At 61.0% G+C, this 16,263-nt stretch carries 18 protein-coding genes; 9 read left to right on the top strand and 9 right to left on the bottom strand.

Annotation, left to right across the window (positions count from 1 at the left end):
* Positions 1-20: 20 nt before the first annotated feature.
* Positions 21-2,300, bottom strand: a complete 2,280-nt coding sequence (locus FPL22_RS01460; protein WP_144228347.1) for a heavy metal translocating P-type ATPase — start codon at positions 2,298-2,300, stop codon at positions 21-23.
* 179 nt (positions 2,301-2,479) lie between these two features.
* Between FPL22_RS01460 and FPL22_RS01455 the strand changes: the two genes are divergently transcribed.
* From FPL22_RS01455 to FPL22_RS01440, 4 genes are all read left to right on the top strand, one after another.
* Complete coding sequence (locus tag FPL22_RS01455; RefSeq protein WP_144228346.1) at positions 2,480-4,558, top strand: ATP-dependent DNA helicase; 2,079 nt, start codon at positions 2,480-2,482, stop codon at positions 4,556-4,558.
* A 34-nt stretch (positions 4,559-4,592) separates the two neighbouring features.
* Positions 4,593-5,303, top strand: coding sequence for a PP2C family protein-serine/threonine phosphatase (locus FPL22_RS01450; RefSeq protein WP_144228345.1), 711 nt, complete (start codon positions 4,593-4,595; stop codon positions 5,301-5,303).
* Positions 5,303-5,617 (top strand): tetratricopeptide repeat protein, encoded by a 315-nt coding sequence (locus tag FPL22_RS01445; protein ID WP_144228344.1) that lies wholly within the window; start codon positions 5,303-5,305, stop codon positions 5,615-5,617. Before FPL22_RS01450 ends, FPL22_RS01445 begins: the two co-directional genes overlap by 1 nt.
* 80 nt (positions 5,618-5,697) lie before the next feature.
* Positions 5,698-6,969 carry a glycosyltransferase gene (locus tag FPL22_RS01440; protein WP_144228343.1) on the top strand — a complete coding sequence of 424 codons (1,272 nt, stop codon included), beginning with the start codon at positions 5,698-5,700 and terminating at the stop codon, positions 6,967-6,969.
* Here FPL22_RS01440 and hrpB read toward each other — a convergent pair.
* Positions 6,966-9,518, bottom strand: a complete 2,553-nt coding sequence (hrpB, locus tag FPL22_RS01435; RefSeq protein WP_144228342.1) for an ATP-dependent helicase HrpB — start codon at positions 9,516-9,518, stop codon at positions 6,966-6,968. The two genes, FPL22_RS01440 and hrpB, sit on opposite strands and share 4 nt — an antisense overlap.
* Before the next feature lie 108 nt (positions 9,519-9,626).
* Between hrpB and FPL22_RS01430 the strand changes: the two genes are divergently transcribed.
* A complete protein-coding gene (locus FPL22_RS01430) occupies positions 9,627-10,451 on the top strand; it encodes an alpha/beta hydrolase (RefSeq protein ID WP_144228341.1) in 825 nt (274 codons plus the stop codon).
* On the opposite strand, the gene FPL22_RS01425 is transcribed toward FPL22_RS01430, so the two are convergent.
* Positions 10,452-10,916, bottom strand: a complete 465-nt coding sequence (locus FPL22_RS01425; RefSeq protein WP_144230233.1) for a tRNA (cytidine(34)-2'-O)-methyltransferase — start codon at positions 10,914-10,916, stop codon at positions 10,452-10,454. It abuts the gene before it with no gap.
* 106 nt (positions 10,917-11,022) lie between these two features.
* Here FPL22_RS01425 and FPL22_RS01420 point away from each other — a divergent pair, with 106 nt between their 5' ends.
* Positions 11,023-11,448, top strand: coding sequence for a response regulator (locus FPL22_RS01420; protein WP_144228340.1), 426 nt, complete (start codon positions 11,023-11,025; stop codon positions 11,446-11,448).
* Here FPL22_RS01420 and thrB read toward each other — a convergent pair.
* From thrB to FPL22_RS01405, 3 genes are all read right to left on the bottom strand, one after another.
* The gene (gene thrB / locus FPL22_RS01415; RefSeq protein WP_144228339.1) at positions 11,434-12,342 is read right to left on the bottom strand and encodes a homoserine kinase; all 909 of its coding nucleotides are present in this window, start codon (positions 12,340-12,342) and stop codon (positions 11,434-11,436) included. The two genes, FPL22_RS01420 and thrB, sit on opposite strands and share 15 nt — an antisense overlap.
* A complete protein-coding gene (smpB, locus tag FPL22_RS01410; protein WP_144228338.1) occupies positions 12,339-12,818 on the bottom strand; it encodes an SsrA-binding protein SmpB in 480 nt (159 codons plus the stop codon). Before smpB ends, thrB begins: the two co-directional genes overlap by 4 nt.
* A gap of 153 nt (positions 12,819-12,971) precedes the next feature.
* A complete protein-coding gene (locus FPL22_RS01405) occupies positions 12,972-13,172 on the bottom strand; it encodes a DNA-directed RNA polymerase subunit omega (protein ID WP_144228337.1) in 201 nt (66 codons plus the stop codon).
* A 126-nt stretch (positions 13,173-13,298) separates the two neighbouring features.
* Here FPL22_RS01405 and cutA point away from each other — a divergent pair, with 126 nt between their 5' ends.
* The 3 genes from cutA to FPL22_RS01390 all read left to right on the top strand — a co-directional run bounded on the left by cutA (position 13,299) and on the right by FPL22_RS01390 (position 14,577).
* Complete coding sequence (cutA, locus tag FPL22_RS01400) at positions 13,299-13,604, top strand: divalent-cation tolerance protein CutA (protein ID WP_144228336.1); 306 nt, start codon at positions 13,299-13,301, stop codon at positions 13,602-13,604.
* A 43-nt stretch (positions 13,605-13,647) separates the two neighbouring features.
* The gene (locus FPL22_RS01395) at positions 13,648-13,803 is read left to right on the top strand and encodes a small basic protein (protein ID WP_144228335.1); all 156 of its coding nucleotides are present in this window, start codon (positions 13,648-13,650) and stop codon (positions 13,801-13,803) included.
* Positions 13,804-13,908: 105 nt separating this feature from the next.
* On the top strand, positions 13,909-14,577 hold the full coding sequence (locus FPL22_RS01390; RefSeq protein WP_343160869.1) for a DedA family protein: 669 nt from the start codon (positions 13,909-13,911) through the stop codon (positions 14,575-14,577).
* On the opposite strand, the gene FPL22_RS01385 is transcribed toward FPL22_RS01390, so the two are convergent.
* From FPL22_RS01385 to leuD, 3 genes are all read right to left on the bottom strand, one after another.
* Positions 14,558-14,956 carry an ExbD/TolR family protein gene (locus FPL22_RS01385; protein ID WP_144228333.1) on the bottom strand — a complete coding sequence of 133 codons (399 nt, stop codon included), beginning with the start codon at positions 14,954-14,956 and terminating at the stop codon, positions 14,558-14,560. The genes FPL22_RS01390 and FPL22_RS01385 overlap by 20 nt on opposite strands.
* Positions 14,957-14,963: 7 nt before the next feature.
* Positions 14,964-15,539, bottom strand: coding sequence for a MotA/TolQ/ExbB proton channel family protein (locus FPL22_RS01380; protein ID WP_144228332.1), 576 nt, complete (start codon positions 15,537-15,539; stop codon positions 14,964-14,966).
* Between the two features lie 110 nt (positions 15,540-15,649).
* Complete coding sequence (gene leuD / locus FPL22_RS01375) at positions 15,650-16,255, bottom strand: 3-isopropylmalate dehydratase small subunit (protein ID WP_144228331.1); 606 nt, start codon at positions 16,253-16,255, stop codon at positions 15,650-15,652.
* Between the last annotated feature and the right edge of the window lie 8 nt (positions 16,256-16,263).

Genomic DNA, 16,263 nt, shown 5'->3' with positions numbered 1-16,263 from the left:
CCCGCTTATTTACTCACAGCTCACCGGTTCTCGCCAAAGAGCAGCCGCAGCGAATTCAAGCACACGATCACCGTGCTGCCTTCATGGGCGGCCACGCCGATCGCCAGCGGGATAATCCCGAAAATCGCGGCAATCGCCATCAAGAGCACCACGCCGAGCGAGATCGCCAGATTCTGCTTGATGATCGCCGTGGCTCGTTTGCTGAGCCTGAGCGCGGCGAGGAAATTCTCGATGCGATCATGCATCAAGATGACTTCGGCCTGCTCCAGCGCGGCATCGCTGCCGCGTGCTCCCATCGCCACGCTCACATCCGAGGCGGCCAGACACGGCGCATCGTTCACGCCATCACCCACCATCGCGACCTTGCGACCACCCGCGCGCAACTCCTGGATCGCCGCGACTTTTTCCTCGGGCGTCAGGCCGGCGCGCACCTCGTCCAAGCCGATTTCGCGGGCGACAGACTCGGCCGCCTGACGACGGTCCCCCGTCAGCATAACCGTGTGGATGCCGGCCGCTTTTAGCTTCGCCAACACATCCTTCGACTCCGCACGGATCTGGTCGCGCAACAACACGCGCCCGATCACGTCCTTGCCCACGACCCAGACTTCCGCGAGATCCGCAGCGGCGGGAGGCAAGTTTCGCGCCCACTCAGCCAGTGGACCTTTTTCCAGCAATTCACGACGTCCCAGCAGCACCTGGCTCCCGCCAAGACTCCCACGCACGCCCTGCCCCGTGATCGATTCAAATTCATCCACGCCCAGCTCGCGCACGCCCCGCGCCTTCGCATCGCGCACGATGGCCCGAGCCAACGGATGCTGCGAATTCGCCTCCAGCGCATACGCCAGTTCCATGATGTCCGACTCGCGTCCTTTGGGGAAACTCTCGTAGCCCACCACTGCGAGTTCGCCCGTGGTCAACGTCCCGGTTTTGTCCATCGCGACGACGTTGATGCTCGCGAGTTTTTCGATGGCGGCACCTCCGCGAAACAAAACGCCATGACGTGCGCCCCACGCGATCGCCGCGAGAATCGCCGAAGGAATCGACAGCACCAGCGCGCACGGGCTCATCACCACCAGCAGGGTCATCGCACGATAAAACGCGGACTTGGTTTCACCGTCGTTCAAAAACGGTGCGATCCCGAAGCCCAGCCACCACACGAGGAACATCACCGCGCACGCCCCCAGCACCGCGAGTGTATAACCGCCGCCAAATTTATCGGTGAACCGCTCGCTGGGTGCGCGCAGTTTTTGCGCGGTCTGGATCAAGCGGATGATCTTTTGCAGCGTGCTCTCGGCCGGCAGTCGCGTGACCTCAAACTCCACCGCGCCCCACAGGTTCAACGTGCCGCTGAACACCGGATCGCCCACGGCTTTTTCCACCGGGATCGCCTCCCCCGTCAGCGCCGATTCATCGGTCGCACTCTTGCCTTTGAGCACATTGCCATCGGCCGGAAACGCCTCGCCCGGACGCACGAGCAGACGGTCCGTGAGGCAGATTTCATCGACCGGCACTTCGCGTTCACCACCACCCGGCACAAGCAACGTGGCGTGTTTCGGTGCTGATTTCAGCAACGCGTTCACCTCGCGGTGGGTGCGATCCATTGCAAACGCCTCCATCGCTCCCGATGCCGAGAACAAGAAGAGCAACAACACCGCCTCGCTCCAGGCGCCGACGCAGATCGCACCCACGGCGACCGCGAGCATCAGAAAATGAATATCAACCCTGGCCTTTTTGATGTTCGCCCAGGAATCGACCGCCGCATCCCAACCGCCCGCGATCAACGCGATCGCATACAATGCCAGCGGCAGCCAAGAAGGGCCCACGGCGAGCGATTTCACGGTAAATCCGGCAATACCAAAAACTCCGCACACCGCGGCGAAGATCGTCAGTTCCTTCCATTCCGATTCTCCATGCCCGTGGCCGTGCCCATGCCCGTGGGAGCCTTCGTCATGATCGTGGTCATTGTCATGATCATGGTCCGCATGCGACGCATCCGCCTCGGGCCAGGCAAACTCACGCCATTTCCAAAACTTTGGTGCCGTCGCACAACTCACCCCGGAAAACTCCGTGCGCTGCCCGTCGCGTGTTAAAGTAAATCCGGCCGGCGCCTTGGCCTTCGCACCCAGCTGCGATTCGATCGCCATCAAGGTTTCATCGAGACGCTTTTCCAGCTGCTTGAGATCCACCTCTCCGAGCGTGGCCACGGACACCGTGCGCGACACCGGATCGAGCCGCACGGCCTCAACGCCGGGCTCTTTTTTGAGGAATTCCGCCAAAGTATCCGTCCACGAGGGCTGCATATGAAAAAATCAGCCAAACCCTTTTAGCTCACTACGCAACGCACGAGCCCCTGAGACTGTGTCCCAATGAACCGACCGCGCTATGGTCATCAGAGCCTCTTCTATTACATCCGCGGATAAACCTGCCTGACGACTTGCGCTCCTCCCCCTGCGCGCCTCTTCTCACCCCTTACGTCCCCATGATCGGTCTCCAAGACAACTCCTCCGATGCGCTTCCGCCCCCGCCGCCCCCGTCGCGCGCGCCGGAATTTGCCGCGAAGTTGTTTTCCGCCGGAGGCTGGTTGCAAGCCAGTCTAAAGCTCGAACACCGCCCGCAGCAGGAAAAAATGGCCCGTGCCGTCTCCGCTGCGATGAAGGGCGATGAATCCCTGTTGTTCGAAGCCGGCACCGGCGTCGGCAAATCCCTCGCCTACCTGCTCCCCGGCATCGTCCACGCGATGGATCAGTCCCGCCAGATGATCGTCTCCACGCACACGATCGCCTTGCAGGAACAGCTCGATCAAAAGGATCTGCCACTGTGCCGCCGCGTGTTTGCTGCCTCGCCCGAGACGGAATCCTACGCCTCGTTTAAATCCGCGATGCTTGTAGGGAAAAGCAACTACCTATGCACCTCGCGCCTCGCCCATGCGTTGCAGGATAAAAACGAACTCTTCGCCACGCCCGAACACGAGGATCTTCAGCGCATCGCAGCCTGGGCCGAGACGACCACCGAGGGACTGCGCCACGAGCTCAATCCCGCCCCGCTCCCCGAGGTCTGGGAGATGGTCAATGCCGACTCTTCCGGTTGCGCCCGCAAATACTGCGACTGCAACAAGTGCCCCTACCAACGCGCCCGCACCCGCATCCGCGCGGCGAACGTTATCATCGTCAACCACTCGTTGCTCTTCGCCCACATCAACGCCGGCGGCGCCGCCGAGAAAGGCGCCACGCGCGGCGTGTTGTTTCCCGACGACTTCTTGGTCCTAGACGAAGCCCACACCGTTCCCGAGGTCGCCACCGATCACTGCGGTCTGCGTCTCTCCAGCTACGGCGTGGACCGGATGCTCAAGTATCTCTACAACCCCAAGGCGCGTCGCGGTCTGCTTCAAAAACACGGCGACGCCGTCGACCGCCAGCTCGTCGTCGATGTGCTCGAGGCCGCGCACCAGTTTTTCGCCTTCCTCGACGAACGCCTGCTCACCAAACAAACCATCGTGCGCGTGCGCGCCGAGGGCTTTGCCGAAGCCTGGATGGACGGACCGCTCCTCGCCTTGCACAAGGCGGTTAAAACCCGCGCCGACCGCATGGACGACGGCCGCGAACGCGACGAACTCCTTGAGCAAGCGGGCAAGGTCAAAACGCTTCAGGGCAGCCTCCGCGCCTTCCTCGCCGTCGCCGATGCCGACAAGACCGTTTACTGGGTCGAGCGCATGGGCAAACGCCAGACCATCGTCGCCCTGCGCACCGCGCCGATCGATGTCGCCCCGTTCATCCGCGAAGAACTCCTCAAGCGCGGCACGTCGGTCGTTTTCACGAGCGCCACACTCGCGATGGGCGGCCGCATCGAACCGTTCCAAGCCCGCATCGGCGCTCAACACGTTACCACCGCGGTCGAACACTCGCCGTTTGATTTCGAACGCAAGATGCGCGTCTTCGTCGCCGCCGACGTGCCGCTGCCTACGCCGCAGGAGGCGCGTCTCGCGCTCGATGTGCTTATCGACTACATCGATTTCTGCACGCGGCGCACCAAGGGCGGCACGCTCGTTCTCTTCACGAGTTATTTCGATATGAAGCGCGTGGCCGAGGCGATGGAACCGATCTACGACGGCGCGCTCCGGCCCTTTTTTATGCAAGGTCGCGATTACTCGCGCACCGAACTTGCCCGCAAACTGCGCGAGGCAGGCAACGGCATCCTCTTCGGCACCGATAGCTTTTGGACTGGGATCGACGTTCCCGGCGACGCCTTGGCCCAGGTGATCATCACGCGTTTGCCTTTCGAAGTGCCCACCCATCCCGTGCTCGAGGCGCGCACCGAGTGGATCCGTGAACGCGGAGGCAATCCCTTCAGCGAGCTCACGCTGCCGGATGCCTTGATCACCTTTCGCCAGGGTATCGGTCGCCTCATCCGCACCGCCAACGACCGTGGTGTGATCACGATTTTAGACTCCCGCGTCACCCAAAAGGCCTATGGCCGTCTCTTTCTGGACTGTATCCCGCAAAAAAACGCCGTGCGAATGAACCGTGAAAATCGCATCGAGCGATTTCAGCCTTTTATTTGAGCCACCCGAGCCTACGTTAGCCCTGTCACCAAGAATGAAATACCGATCAGCAGCCATCACCGACATCGGCAAGACCCGCTTTGAAAACGAGGATCGTTTTTTGCGTGATGATGCGCTCGGTCTGTTCGGCGTAGCCGATGGCATTGGCGGTCTCCCCGGCGGAGCTGAAGCCGCCGAATGCACGGTCGAGGGAATCACCCGCGGCTTTATCGAAGGCGCCCAACCCGACCTCATCAAACTCACCCAAACCACCAGCCTCAGCGTTCAAAAGCTCGGCCAGCAATTGAACCCGCCCTACGGCATCGGCAGCACCCTCACTTTCGGTTCCTTCAAAAACGGCCAGCTACAACTCGCCCACGTCGGCGACTCCCGCGCCTACGTGTTTCAAAAAGGCGACTTCCTCCCGCTCACCGAAGACCACACCGTGGAAAACGAAGCCCGCCGCCTGCGTGCCCGTGGCGAAGACATGGAGATCAGCATCGAAAACCGCAACGCCCTCACCCGCTGCATCGGTCAACCCGGCCTGCCCGAAGTCGACTTCCAGGAGTTCATCGTCACGAAGGGTGACCGCTACTTTTTCACGACCGACGGCATCTGCCGTATGATCGCCGACGAAGAACTCGCCGAGATTATATCCGGGCCCGAGAGCCCCGCCGAGATGCTTCAACTCATCCTCGATCTCGCCCTGAAACGCGGCGGCCACGACAACCTCACCGCCGTTCTCATCTTCATCGACGAAGCCTGATGACCGCCCCCGCCCGCTCCGTGCACTTCGCCGCCTTGGTCGCGAAACAACCCGACAACGAACTCTTCCGTTTCAGCCTCGCGCAGGCCCTACTCGCCGAGGATCGCGGCGCCGACGCCCTCGAACACCTCGAGGCCTGCGCCCGTAAAAAGGCCGACTGGATGATGCCCCGCATCATGCTCGGAAAAACCCTCCTCGCCCTAGGCCGTCGTGCCGAAGCGAAACCGTGGCTCGCCGACGCCCTCCAACTCGCCATCGACCAGGATCACCAGGATCCCGAAGCCGAGCTGCGCGGATTGCTCGCCGGGTTGTAAGCCCCGCCTTCGTTACTTAAACGTCACGCGCGGCCACTCGCCTCCGCGCCTCTTGCCTGCCACAGTCGGCGGCAAAAACCATGCGCGTCATCCTCACCTCCCACGGCTCCACCGGTGACATTTATCCTGTCATCGCGCTCGCCGTCGCGTTGCAAAAATCCGGCCACCAGGTCCGCTTCGCTACCATCCCGCATTACAAAGACGAGATCGAGGCCGCCGGTGTGGAGTTCTATCCGCTCTGCCCCAACTGGGAACAAGCCGACTTGAGTTACTGGATGGGCCGTCTCCAAAAAATCCGCACTCCGATCTATCAGCTTCGCGAGATCTACGTCGGCGCGAAAAAATACATTCCTGACATGATCTCGCGCATGGATGCGATTATGCCCGAGACCGACCTCGTCGTCTCCAGTTACCTCTTTCCGATGAACCGAGGCATCGCCGAAAAATACGGCGTCCCCTTCGCCACCCTCGCCTTCGCGCCGCACGTCATCCCTTCGCCCGACTACCCGCCGGAAAACTTTCCATCTCCGCGCTGGCTGGGCGAAACCACCCGTCGCGCCTGGAACCGCTGGCTATGGAAAATCGCCAACGCCGTCGTCGATCGCGTCATCAACAACTGCGTCCACGCCGAGCTCAAAGCCGCCCGTCTTCCGAAAGTTCGCAACTTTTTCTCCAAACCCGCCGGCCGTGTCCTCGTCACTGTATCCGATGCGCTGCTACGCCCGCCCGGCGCCGAGATCGACCCGCGCTTCAAGTTCACCGGCTACTGCCGCTGGCAATCTCCCGAAAGCCCCGAGATCGACGCCGAGATCCGCGCCTTCACCGGCGGCGACCGTGTCCCCGTCCTCACCTTCGGCAGCATGGTCTATGAAAACGCCGGCGCCTGGATGGAACGCTTCGTCCGCGCCTGGCCCCGCGACAAAAAAATCATCATCCAACGCGGTTGGGCGCAGTTCCCCCAACTGGGCGAAGACGATCACATCAAGGTTATCGGCAAGGTCTCCCACGACCAGCTCTTCCAACACGCCAGTGCCGTCATCCATCACGGCGGAGCCGGCACCACCGCGAGCGCACTCCATGCCGGCGTCCCGCAGATCGTGGTTCCGCACATCGGCGACCAACAGTTCTTTGGCAGCGAGGTCGAGCGCCTCGGCTGCGGTTTCCGCCTCAGTAAAAACGTCTGGCCTGAACAGCTCCACAACGCCCTCACCCGGCTCGCCGCCAATTCGAACCACGCGCAGCGCGCCAAGGCCGTCCGCGCCCAACTCCTCAGCGAAAACGGCCCTGTCACCGCCGTCGCCGAATTGGAACGCTTCGTCGCTGAACACGCCCGCGGCGCCGTGGCGGTCTAGCGCCACTCGTGGCGCGGATACCGCCGCGACAACTCCGCCTTCACCTTCGGATACATGTCTCTCCAGAAACTCGTCAGGTCGTCCGTCACTTGGATCGGCCGCTGATTCGGCGCGAGCACCTCGAATTTCACCGCTACGCGCCCGTGAGCGATGGTGAAACGCCCATCGACACCAAACAGCTCCTGGATGCGCGCGCTCATGATCGGCGGACCTTCCGCTTTATACGTCAACCGCGCCTTGCGTCCGTTGCCCATGATCAACCGCTCCGGCAGATAATCATCGAGCACCGCCAGTTGCTCCGGCCGCAGCCAGTCGCGCAACGCCGGCATCACCGGTTTGTCCTTCAACTCGCGCGCCCCGTAGCTGCCGTAGCAAACTTGCTCGATGAGCGTCGCCTTGTCTGCGTCCGTGATCGGAGTGACTTCCAGCTCCGGAAACCACTCTGCCAGCCGGTTCACGCGCACGATCCACTGATCCACGTTTTCATTCCATTCCGTTAAAACGATATTCCCCGCCATCACTTCCCTCGCGAGCAACGACGCCGCGTCGCTCTCCGGCGGAGTCTCCGCCGTCAGCTTCGCCTCCAACACCAGATCACGAAACCGCCGCTCACGCCGCGCAATCACCCGCCGAGCCTGCTCATCATAAACCACTCCGACCGCGTCGCGATAATCCTCAGGGAAAAGCTCCTTCAACCACGCTTCCTCAACCGCCGTCGCCTGCGACAACAGCACGCTCACCTCGCCGCCGCGCCCTTCGACTTCACTGATCTCCGCCGCCACGAACAACGGCGCCCGCTGCATCGCACTCTCCCGCGCCAGCACACCGCGACGCCCGTGCACGAGATCGCATCGCAGCGTGCCGCCATCGAGCCGCTTCGCCAATTGATCCGAAAACCCCGCCAGCACACACTTGCGCACCTGCACGCCATCGACCGACTTCTCGCTCGCATCGAGTCCCTCCTTCGCCGCGATCTCCAAGAACTGCTTAAACAACGGCCAGACCTGACGCGCTCCCTGCGCATGGATGCCCAACCTCCGACACGCATCGACCGAATAACTGTTCTGCTCGGCATATTTCCACGCCCGCATCAGCAGGAAAAAATCACTCTCCTCTTCGTCGCCCAGCGTCTTCTCGCGCGCCTCTTCCACATCGCGCGGCACCCCGCGCATCAAAAACGAACGTCCCTGCGTAAGCGACGCCATCAACGCCACCGGACGCACACAGTCCCGCGCATCCGCCTCCAGCAACATGCGCGCATAACGCGGATGAACCGGAAACCTCAGCATGCGCCGTCCCGTGTCGGTGATAACCCGACGCTTGCCGCCCAGCGCGCCCAAATCCGCCAGCAACATCTCCGCGCGCTCCAGAGCCTTCGGCTCCGGTTTCTCCAGCCACGGAAACGCGACGATATCGTCGATGCCACTCGCCTTGAGCGTCAGCACCACTTCCGACAAATCCAGCCGCTTCACCTCGGGCAATTCCTGCAACGCCCGCTGCGAATGCTCGCGCTCCGTCCACAACCGCACGCACACGCCCGGCGCGGTGCGACCCGCACGTCCCGCACGTTGGTCGGCACTCGCAATCGAAACCTTTTCAATGAGCAGCGTATTGATCCCGCGGTTCGCATCGAACCTCGCCACGCGCGCCAGTCCGCAGTCCACGACCACCGTCACGCCATCAATCGTCAGCGACGTCTCCGCCACATTGGTCGAAACGATGATCTTCCTCTGCTCGCTCCGCGCCACCGCGCGATCCTGTTGCTCCGGAGGTAATTCGCCGTGCAACGGAAACGCCACGAAATCCCTCAACGCGCTCTCAAACTGCAGCGCCTGCAACGTCCGGCTAATCTCATACGAGCCCGGCATGAACACCAAAAAATCGCCCGACGAGGTTTTCGCCGCCACCCGCGCCACTTCACGCGCCGCCACATCCCACACGTTGTCCTTCTCGAAATTGACTGCCTTCGGCAGATATTCGATCGCCACCGGAAAACTCCGCCCCTGCGACGTGAGCACTTCGCAGGGTGCTAGATAATCCTTGAGCACCACCGCATCCAGCGTAGCCGACATCACGATGATCTTCAGGTCCGGACGCGTGGTCTGCTGAATCTGCACCGCCCGCGCCAGCGAGATATCACCATAAAGATGCCTCTCGTGAAACTCGTCGAACACCAGCGCCGCGATGCCCTTCAACGTCGCATCAAACGACATCTGCCGGAGCAAAATTCCCTCGGTCACAAAACGGATCTTCGTCTTGGCCGACACCCGCGACTCCAACCGGATCTGGTAACCCACCTCGTCGCCGAGTGCGCAGCCCACTTCCTCGGCCACGCGTTTCGCCAACATGCGCGCCGCCAGCCGGCGCGGTTGCAGCACGACAACTTCGCCTTTTTCCAAGAAACCATGCGCCCGCAACATCTGCGGCAGCTGCGTCGATTTGCCTGAACCCGTCGGCGCCTGCACGATGAGCCGTCCTTGCGCGCGCAGCGTCGCCACGAGGTTTTTCTCGAGTTCGTAGATGGGGAGGTCGCGCGGAATAACAGGCATTGGGCGAGGTTTCTTGTTTTCGCTGCACGCACACATGTCCAGCCTGCGCGCATGACCCCACGTTATCTGCTCGTCATTGGCCTGCTCTTATCTAGCGCTTTTTCCTCCATGAACGCCGCCCCGCTGCCCCTTTGGCCTTCCGCTGCACCCGGTGCCCTCGGTGATAAACCACAGGACATCCCCACGCTCACCGCATATTTGCCCGCGCCTGAAAAACGCAACGGTGCCACCATGCTTATCCTGCCCGGTGGCGGCTACGGCGGTCTCGCCGGCCACGAAGGCAAGGGCTACGCGGACTGGTTCGTCGCGCAAGGCATCACCTGCTACGTGCTGCAATACCGGCTCGGCACCCACGGCTATCACCATCCGGTAATGCTTAACGACGCCGCCCGCGCTCTGCGCATGGTCCGCTCCTTCGCCAAACGTGACGGACTCGATCCCGCTCGCATCGGCATCATCGGTTCCTCCGCCGGCGGCCATCTCGCCTCGACACTCCTCACCCACTTCGACGCCGGCCAAGCCGACGCTACCGATGCTATCGAACGTGAGAGTTCGCGGCCCGACCTCGGCATTCTTTGCTACCCTGTAATCACGCTCGGCGAATTCACCCACCAAGGTTCCAAGCATAATCTACTCGGCAAAAACCCGCCCGAAGACCTCGTTCGCTTTCTTTCCAACGAGCTCCAGGTCACGAAAGAAACTCCACCCTGCTTCATCTGGCACACGGTCGAAGACCAGGCTGTCCCCGTGGAAAATGCCCTGCTCTTCGCCTCCGCGTTGCGCAAGGCCGGCGTGCCGTTCGATCTGCACATCTACCAAAATGGCCACCACGGACTCGGCTTGCCGATGCACAACAAGATCGCGCCGCCGTGGGATGCCGACTGCCTTTTCTGGCTCAAACAGCGCGGGTTCATCCCGGCAGCTGCCAAATAATCAGCCGATCAGCTTCGTCTGCCGCAGCGCCTCATAACAGGCGATGCCGGCCGCTGTGCTCAGGTTGAGCGAGCGCAGCTCGTGGTTCGCATGCGGGATCGTCAGCCGGCGATCCGCGCCGAACTCCTCGTGCAACCACTCCGGCGCGCCGTGGCCTTCGTTGCCAAACACCAGGCCGTCTTCGTCGGTGAAACTCGCGTCCCAATAACTCTGCGTCGTCTTTGTAGTGAACAACCACAAGCGCTTCGGGCCTGACGGACTGGCTTTGAACGCCGCCCAGTCCGCGTGGTGATGCACGTCGAGCGAATGCCAGTAGTCCATGCCGGCGCGCTTGAGATGTTTGTCCGTAATCTCGTAGCCGAGCGGATGAATCAAATGCAGCCGCGACTTCGTGAGCGCACACATGCGACCGATGTTACCGGTGTTTTGAGGAATCTCTGGCTGGAAAAGGACGATGTGCAGCATAGCGGCGCAGGAACGCACAAATCACGCGAGTGCCGGCGCCAAGGCAATCTCCGGTTACGTTTGATTGCATTTGCCCAGACTCCACACCGCCTGCACATTTTGGACCGTGGAAGATCAAGCGGGTAAAGCCATCGTGATCGTAGACGACGAAATGTCGTTCACCGATCTTTTAGGCCGCTTGTTGGGTGAACACTTTCAGTGTCCGATCCTCACGTTCAGCAATCCGGTGACCGCGCTCGAAACGATCCCCCTCCTGGATATTGGCATGCTGGTGACCGACTATTACATGCCGCATCTAAACGGCATTGAATTGATTCGTGGCGCCATCGCCCGCTCCGCGATCGCGCCTCCTTGCGTTCTCATCACCGGCCACGCACTCGATGAGGATTCCGACATCGCGCGCATGGCTTGCTTCAAAGGCATTCTCGCCAAGCCGTTTCGCTGGCAGCAACTCGCCTCGCTGATCGAACAGCACTGGCCGGCCGATGCACCTTCGCCCCTTCGTCCGGGCGCTGTGTCACTCCACCGTTAACCCGGTGTTATCGGCCGACAACACGCGCGCGGTGCTGGTCAGGCCGGCTTCGGTAAACGCCGCCTGCATCGCACGCGCCACCTCGCCGGCAACCGACTTCGGCGCCACGCAGAGCACAGTCGATCCGCTGCCGCTCAACCAACCGGTGTAAGCGCCCGCCGCCACACCCGCCGTGATGGCAGACCGACCGCCGGGAATACGCGGCAAACGATAGGGCTCGTGCATGTAATCGGTCACCGAATGACGCAGACGCTCGTATTCGCCCGAAACCATGGCCGCCACCAGGTAGGCCGTGCTGTTGATGCTCTTCACCGCATCGAAATACGGAAGCGTAGCCGGGAGGACTCCACGGGATTCCTTGGTGAGCATTTCCACATCGGGAGACGTGGCCACGAAGGCCAGCTCCTCCGGGAGTTCGACGCGCACGGTATCGACATACGCACCGGTCGTGGCATCACAGCGCGCCACGCAAAAGCCACCGAGAATACCCGCCGCGGCATTATCGGGATGTCCTTCAATCGCCGTCGCGATGGCCACCAATTGATGCCCCGAAAGCGACACGCCCGAAAGCGCATTCAAGCCGCCCAGCACGCCGCCGATCACGGTAACGCTGGAGCCCAGTCCGCGGGCGGGCGGCACGTCTCCAGTTATCTGATACGAAAATCCAAAGGGGCGAATGCGGGCCGCGGCAAAAAAAGCCGCCGCGGAAGTCTCCACCATTGCTTGGGCGCGCCCGTCGGCTGCCGTCACCGGTCGCGGCGCATCACCGTCGACGCGGGTCAACGTCACCTGGTTGTAGATCTGCAACGCGAGGCCTAGGGTGTCGAATCCCGCGCCGCAGTTGGAGGTGCTGCCCGGCACGCGGACGGTCACGGTCGAAAGAAGAGTGCTCATGCGCGACGGGTGGTTTTGATGATTTTGGCGACTTCCGTCATCTCGGCTTTTTTACGCAGGTCGTCGCGCTTGTCGTGGAGTTGTTTGCCGATGCAGATGGCGACCTCGACCTTGACCAGTGCTTCCTTGAAATACATGCGCAGCGGCACCAGCACGCGACCACCGACCTGCATGGCCTGCGCGATCTTGCGGATCTGATGACTGTGCAAAAGCAATTTGCGGGTGCGACGCGCCGCATGGTTGTTGAGATTGCCGAACGCGTATTCGTCGATGTGTGCGTTGAACAACCACAGCTCGCCTTTTTCAAATTTACCGAAGGCATCGCTGATCTGCGCGCGACCGGCGCGAATCGCCTTCACCTCCGTGCCTTGCAACGCGACGCCCGCCTCGAACCGTTCTTCCACATGATAATCACGCAGCGCCTTGGCGTTGCGGACTTCCGTGAAGCGTTTGGAATCTTTTTTCTGGGCGGACATAAAAACAGGGGCGTCGGGGCCCGGTGAGAAGCTATAAAAAAAGTCACTCCGCGCGAAGTGAAGAATCAAAAAGGCGGTTGTTTAAACCGCGGTGATTCCCGCTTGGCACGGAATGACCCGTGGGCGTGCGGGTCGATCCCGCCGCGACGGCCGTTAGTTGGCGGCCTCTTGGTAAGTGATCTTACCCTCGATGATTTCGCGCAGGGCGATATCTTCAGGGGAGAGCTTCTCGAGGGACTCCACGAGGGCGCGTTGACCGCGGCGGAGCTGCTTAACGCGGCGCGAGACCACGTTGATCAAGATGTTGGCGTCCGGAATGACTTTGTGGGCTTCTTTAAGATAGTCGTCTCTCATGGTCAGGCGTGGGCGTGGTTGGCGGCGATAAAAAGCCGATAGCACAGAGCACGCTTGGACCGGTCAAGGGTATATTTCCCCTGCTCCAACGTTGCGTCGCGCCAGAGTCATGCGCGCTATACGCACATGCTCATCGCCTGGACCACCGTGCCCACCAAGGTCATGGCCGAAACACTGGCCGCTTCCGCCGTGGCCTCGCATTTGGCTGCTTGCGTGCAAATCGACGGCCCGATCACGTCCCATTATATCTGGCAGGGCAAACCTGAGAAAACCGAGGAGTATCGACTGACCTTCAAGGTGTTATTGGCCAAAATCAGCCTGTTGGAGACATGGCTCCATGCACGTCATCCCTACCAGACTCCCGAGTGGATTGTGGTAAAGGCTGAACATGTTGCAGAAAAATACTTGTCATGGGCACGAGAGAACTCTTAGTAACTGACCCTTTAACGAGTCAGAACCCACTTTTTTTAATACCATGTCACAGCACAAAAGTCTCCAAGGCGCCAACGGTCTCGTCATCAAGCGCAATGTCCTGAAGCGCTTCGAGCGCGTCGCCATCCTCAAGAAGCGCGGTCAGTGGAAAGAAGGCGAACGCGTTTCCGGCCTTCGCAAGACCAAGCCCGACGTCTGATTTTTCAGATCGTTTTTCAAAAAAGGCAGGCAGTATTTAACTGCCTGCCTTTTTTGTGTCTTGGCGTAAGCCCGCCGCCCCTTCCTCTTTCGTCCCATTCCCATGATTGATCTGCTCAAGAAGCTCGTAGACTTCATCCTCCACATCGATGCACACCTGTCCGAAATCATCCGTGATTACGGCATGTGGACCTACGGCGTCCTCTTCCTGATCATCTTTGCCGAAACCGGTCTGGTAGTCATGCCGCTGCTGCCCGGCGATTCCCTTCTCTTTGCTGCCGGTGCACTCGCCGCCCTGCCCGAGTCCGGGCTGAACGTGCACCTGATGGCCTTCCTGTTGTTCATCGCCGCAGTGCTCGGTGATTCGCTCAACTATTGGATCGGCAACAAAATCGGCCCTGCCGTTTTTCGTCGCGAAGACTCCATCTGGCTGCGCAAAAAACATCTCGAACGTGCCCATCAGTTTTTCGAACGCTACGGCGGCCGCGCCATCATCCTCGCGCGCTTCGTGCCCATCGTGCGCACCTTCGTTCCCTTCGTCGCCGGTGTCGGTGCGATGACTTACCGCCGCTTCTTCATGTTCAATGTCGTCGGCGGCTTCATCTGGATCTACGCCTTCACTTATCTGGGATTCTTCTTCGGCAATCTGCCGCTCGTGAAGAAAAATTTCGGTCTGGTGATTATGGCCATCATCGTGGTTTCAGTGCTGCCCATCGTGTTTGAATTCGCACGCGGCTGGCTCGCGAAACGCAAGCTCAGCGGCTCTGCAGGCTGAACCGGTTGAGACCGGTCTTGCGGCAGGCATCCATCACAAAGGTCAGTGTCTTCAGCGGCGTGGTTTCGTCGGCGCGAATGAGCACCGGCGTGTCCTTGTCGAGATCGCGCACCTGACGAAGAAGCTCGGCCAGTTGCGCCTCGCTCGCCTGCTTGCCGTTGAAAGAGAGCGTGCCATCGGCGCCGATACCGATGGTGACCGTTCCCTTGAATTCGTTTTTACCGGCGGTTTCCACCTTGGGCAGCGTGATGTTAAGCGTGGCCGATGAACGAAACTGCATCGTCACAAACGAGAAGAAAACGAGCATCACGAGCACGTCGATCAGCGGCACGAGATTGAGCTCGGGACGCTTGCGCCGGCGTTGGTAAAGTCCGCTCATGGTGCGGTTATTTGGCGGAGTTACGGGCCAGAATGCGCTCGAGCAGCACGTCGATTTGCGCGGCGTATTTTTCCACACGGCGTTGCAGGATGCCACCGCCGACCAGAGCTGGCACCGCGATGATCAAACCGATCACGGTGGCCGATAGCGCCAGCGAGACGCCGCTGGTAAACTTAGCCGGATCAGGCATGCCGCTCTCGCCGGAAATACTGGAGAACACGCGAATGAGCGACCACACCGTGCCGGTCAGACCGATCAGCGGCGCGCCGGCGTAGATCACATCGAGATAAGGAATGCCGCGCTCCATGCGGACAATTTCGAGACGGGCGAAGGCTTTGGTCGCATCAGGATCGGCGGGATGCTGTTCAGAGAAAGCCACGATACGGGACAACACGGAATGCGCACCTCCGCTGATCGGACGGCCCGCCACAATCGCATCGACCAAGTCATCGGGAAGAATCGCCGAGCTGCGCAATGCGTAGCCGCGTTCCACGAGAATAAACACGAGCGCGATGGAGCACACCGCGAGCGGATAGATGAGGACGTCAGCCCCCTTGAAGATATCAATGACAGCGAAAAACATGGAAATGGTTGCGGTAGTGACCCCGACCACAGGCTTAAGTCACAAAAAAACCGGCAGGCCTACGAAGACCTGCCGGTTGCAACGGCGCAAGCTTGTGCCGCTAAGACGCTTTAGGAAGCGGCCATGTAGGGCAGTTTGCCGGCGGTGACTCGCACGCTGGGCAGGCCATCGATGAGCTCGCCGATGGCATCCCAACGACCATTCACGAGCGCGTCGCGGGCGGATTCGCGCTGGGCGATCTTCACGGACTGGCCGGCAAAACGGGCTTCCAGCTTTTCGAGGTCGATGGTGACTTCGACTTGCGGATCCTTTTCCACAGCGGCGGCGATCTTGGCGATATCTTCACGGCTGGCGGTCACGCAAGGCATGCCGAGCGTGGTGCTGTTGCCGAAGAAAATCTCGGCGAAGTTCTCGGCGATGATCGCCTTGAAGCCGGCCTTGGAGATGGCCTGCGGGGCGTGCTCACGGGAGGAACCGCAGCCGAAGTTGGCGCCGGAGAGGAGGATCGTCGCGCCCTTGTGCTCGGGGCGATCGATCGGGTGGTCGATCTTGTTGCCTTGCGGGTCGTGGCGGACGTCGAAGAAGACGAATTCGCCGAGACCATCGAAGGTGACGCACTTCATGAAGCGCGCCGGGATGATACGGTCGGTGTCGATGTCGTTGCCGGGCACGTTGACCGCGCGGCCGGTGACGGAGGTGATTTTTGCGAGAGCCATTTTATTTT

The organism is Rariglobus hedericola, assembly GCF_007559335.1.
GTDB lineage: Bacteria > Verrucomicrobiota > Verrucomicrobiia > Opitutales > Opitutaceae > Rariglobus > Rariglobus hedericola.
The sequence above is the reverse complement of the archived record's forward strand: the minus strand, read 5'-3'. Positions and strand labels throughout refer to the sequence as shown.

Excerpts from the sequence above, each read along its gene's own strand:
- cutA (WP_144228336.1), top strand. The coding sequence starts at position 13,299 with ATGCTCATCGCCTGGACCACCGTGCCCACCAAGGTCATGGCCGAAACA.
- FPL22_RS01430 (WP_144228341.1), top strand. The coding sequence starts at position 9,627 with ATGAACGCCGCCCCGCTGCCCCTTTGGCCTTCCGCTGCACCCGGTGCC.
- FPL22_RS01405 (WP_144228337.1), bottom strand. The coding sequence starts at position 13,172 with ATGAGAGACGACTATCTTAAAGAAGCCCACAAAGTCATTCCGGACGCC.
- FPL22_RS01445 (WP_144228344.1), top strand. The coding sequence starts at position 5,303 with ATGACCGCCCCCGCCCGCTCCGTGCACTTCGCCGCCTTGGTCGCGAAA.
- FPL22_RS01440 (WP_144228343.1), top strand. The coding sequence starts at position 5,698 with ATGCGCGTCATCCTCACCTCCCACGGCTCCACCGGTGACATTTATCCT.
- FPL22_RS01380 (WP_144228332.1), bottom strand. The coding sequence starts at position 15,539 with ATGTTTTTCGCTGTCATTGATATCTTCAAGGGGGCTGACGTCCTCATC.
- FPL22_RS01385 (WP_144228333.1), bottom strand. The coding sequence starts at position 14,956 with ATGAGCGGACTTTACCAACGCCGGCGCAAGCGTCCCGAGCTCAATCTC.
- FPL22_RS01460 (WP_144228347.1), bottom strand. The coding sequence starts at position 2,300 with ATGCAGCCCTCGTGGACGGATACTTTGGCGGAATTCCTCAAAAAAGAG.
- leuD (WP_144228331.1), bottom strand. The coding sequence starts at position 16,255 with ATGGCTCTCGCAAAAATCACCTCCGTCACCGGCCGCGCGGTCAACGTG.
- thrB (WP_144228339.1), bottom strand. The coding sequence starts at position 12,342 with ATGAGCACTCTTCTTTCGACCGTGACCGTCCGCGTGCCGGGCAGCACC.
- FPL22_RS01395 (WP_144228335.1), top strand. The coding sequence starts at position 13,648 with ATGTCACAGCACAAAAGTCTCCAAGGCGCCAACGGTCTCGTCATCAAG.
- FPL22_RS01450 (WP_144228345.1), top strand. The coding sequence starts at position 4,593 with ATGAAATACCGATCAGCAGCCATCACCGACATCGGCAAGACCCGCTTT.
- hrpB (WP_144228342.1), bottom strand. The coding sequence starts at position 9,518 with ATGCCTGTTATTCCGCGCGACCTCCCCATCTACGAACTCGAGAAAAAC.
- FPL22_RS01425 (WP_144230233.1), bottom strand. The coding sequence starts at position 10,916 with ATGCTGCACATCGTCCTTTTCCAGCCAGAGATTCCTCAAAACACCGGT.
- smpB (WP_144228338.1), bottom strand. The coding sequence starts at position 12,818 with ATGTCCGCCCAGAAAAAAGATTCCAAACGCTTCACGGAAGTCCGCAAC.
- FPL22_RS01455 (WP_144228346.1), top strand. The coding sequence starts at position 2,480 with ATGATCGGTCTCCAAGACAACTCCTCCGATGCGCTTCCGCCCCCGCCG.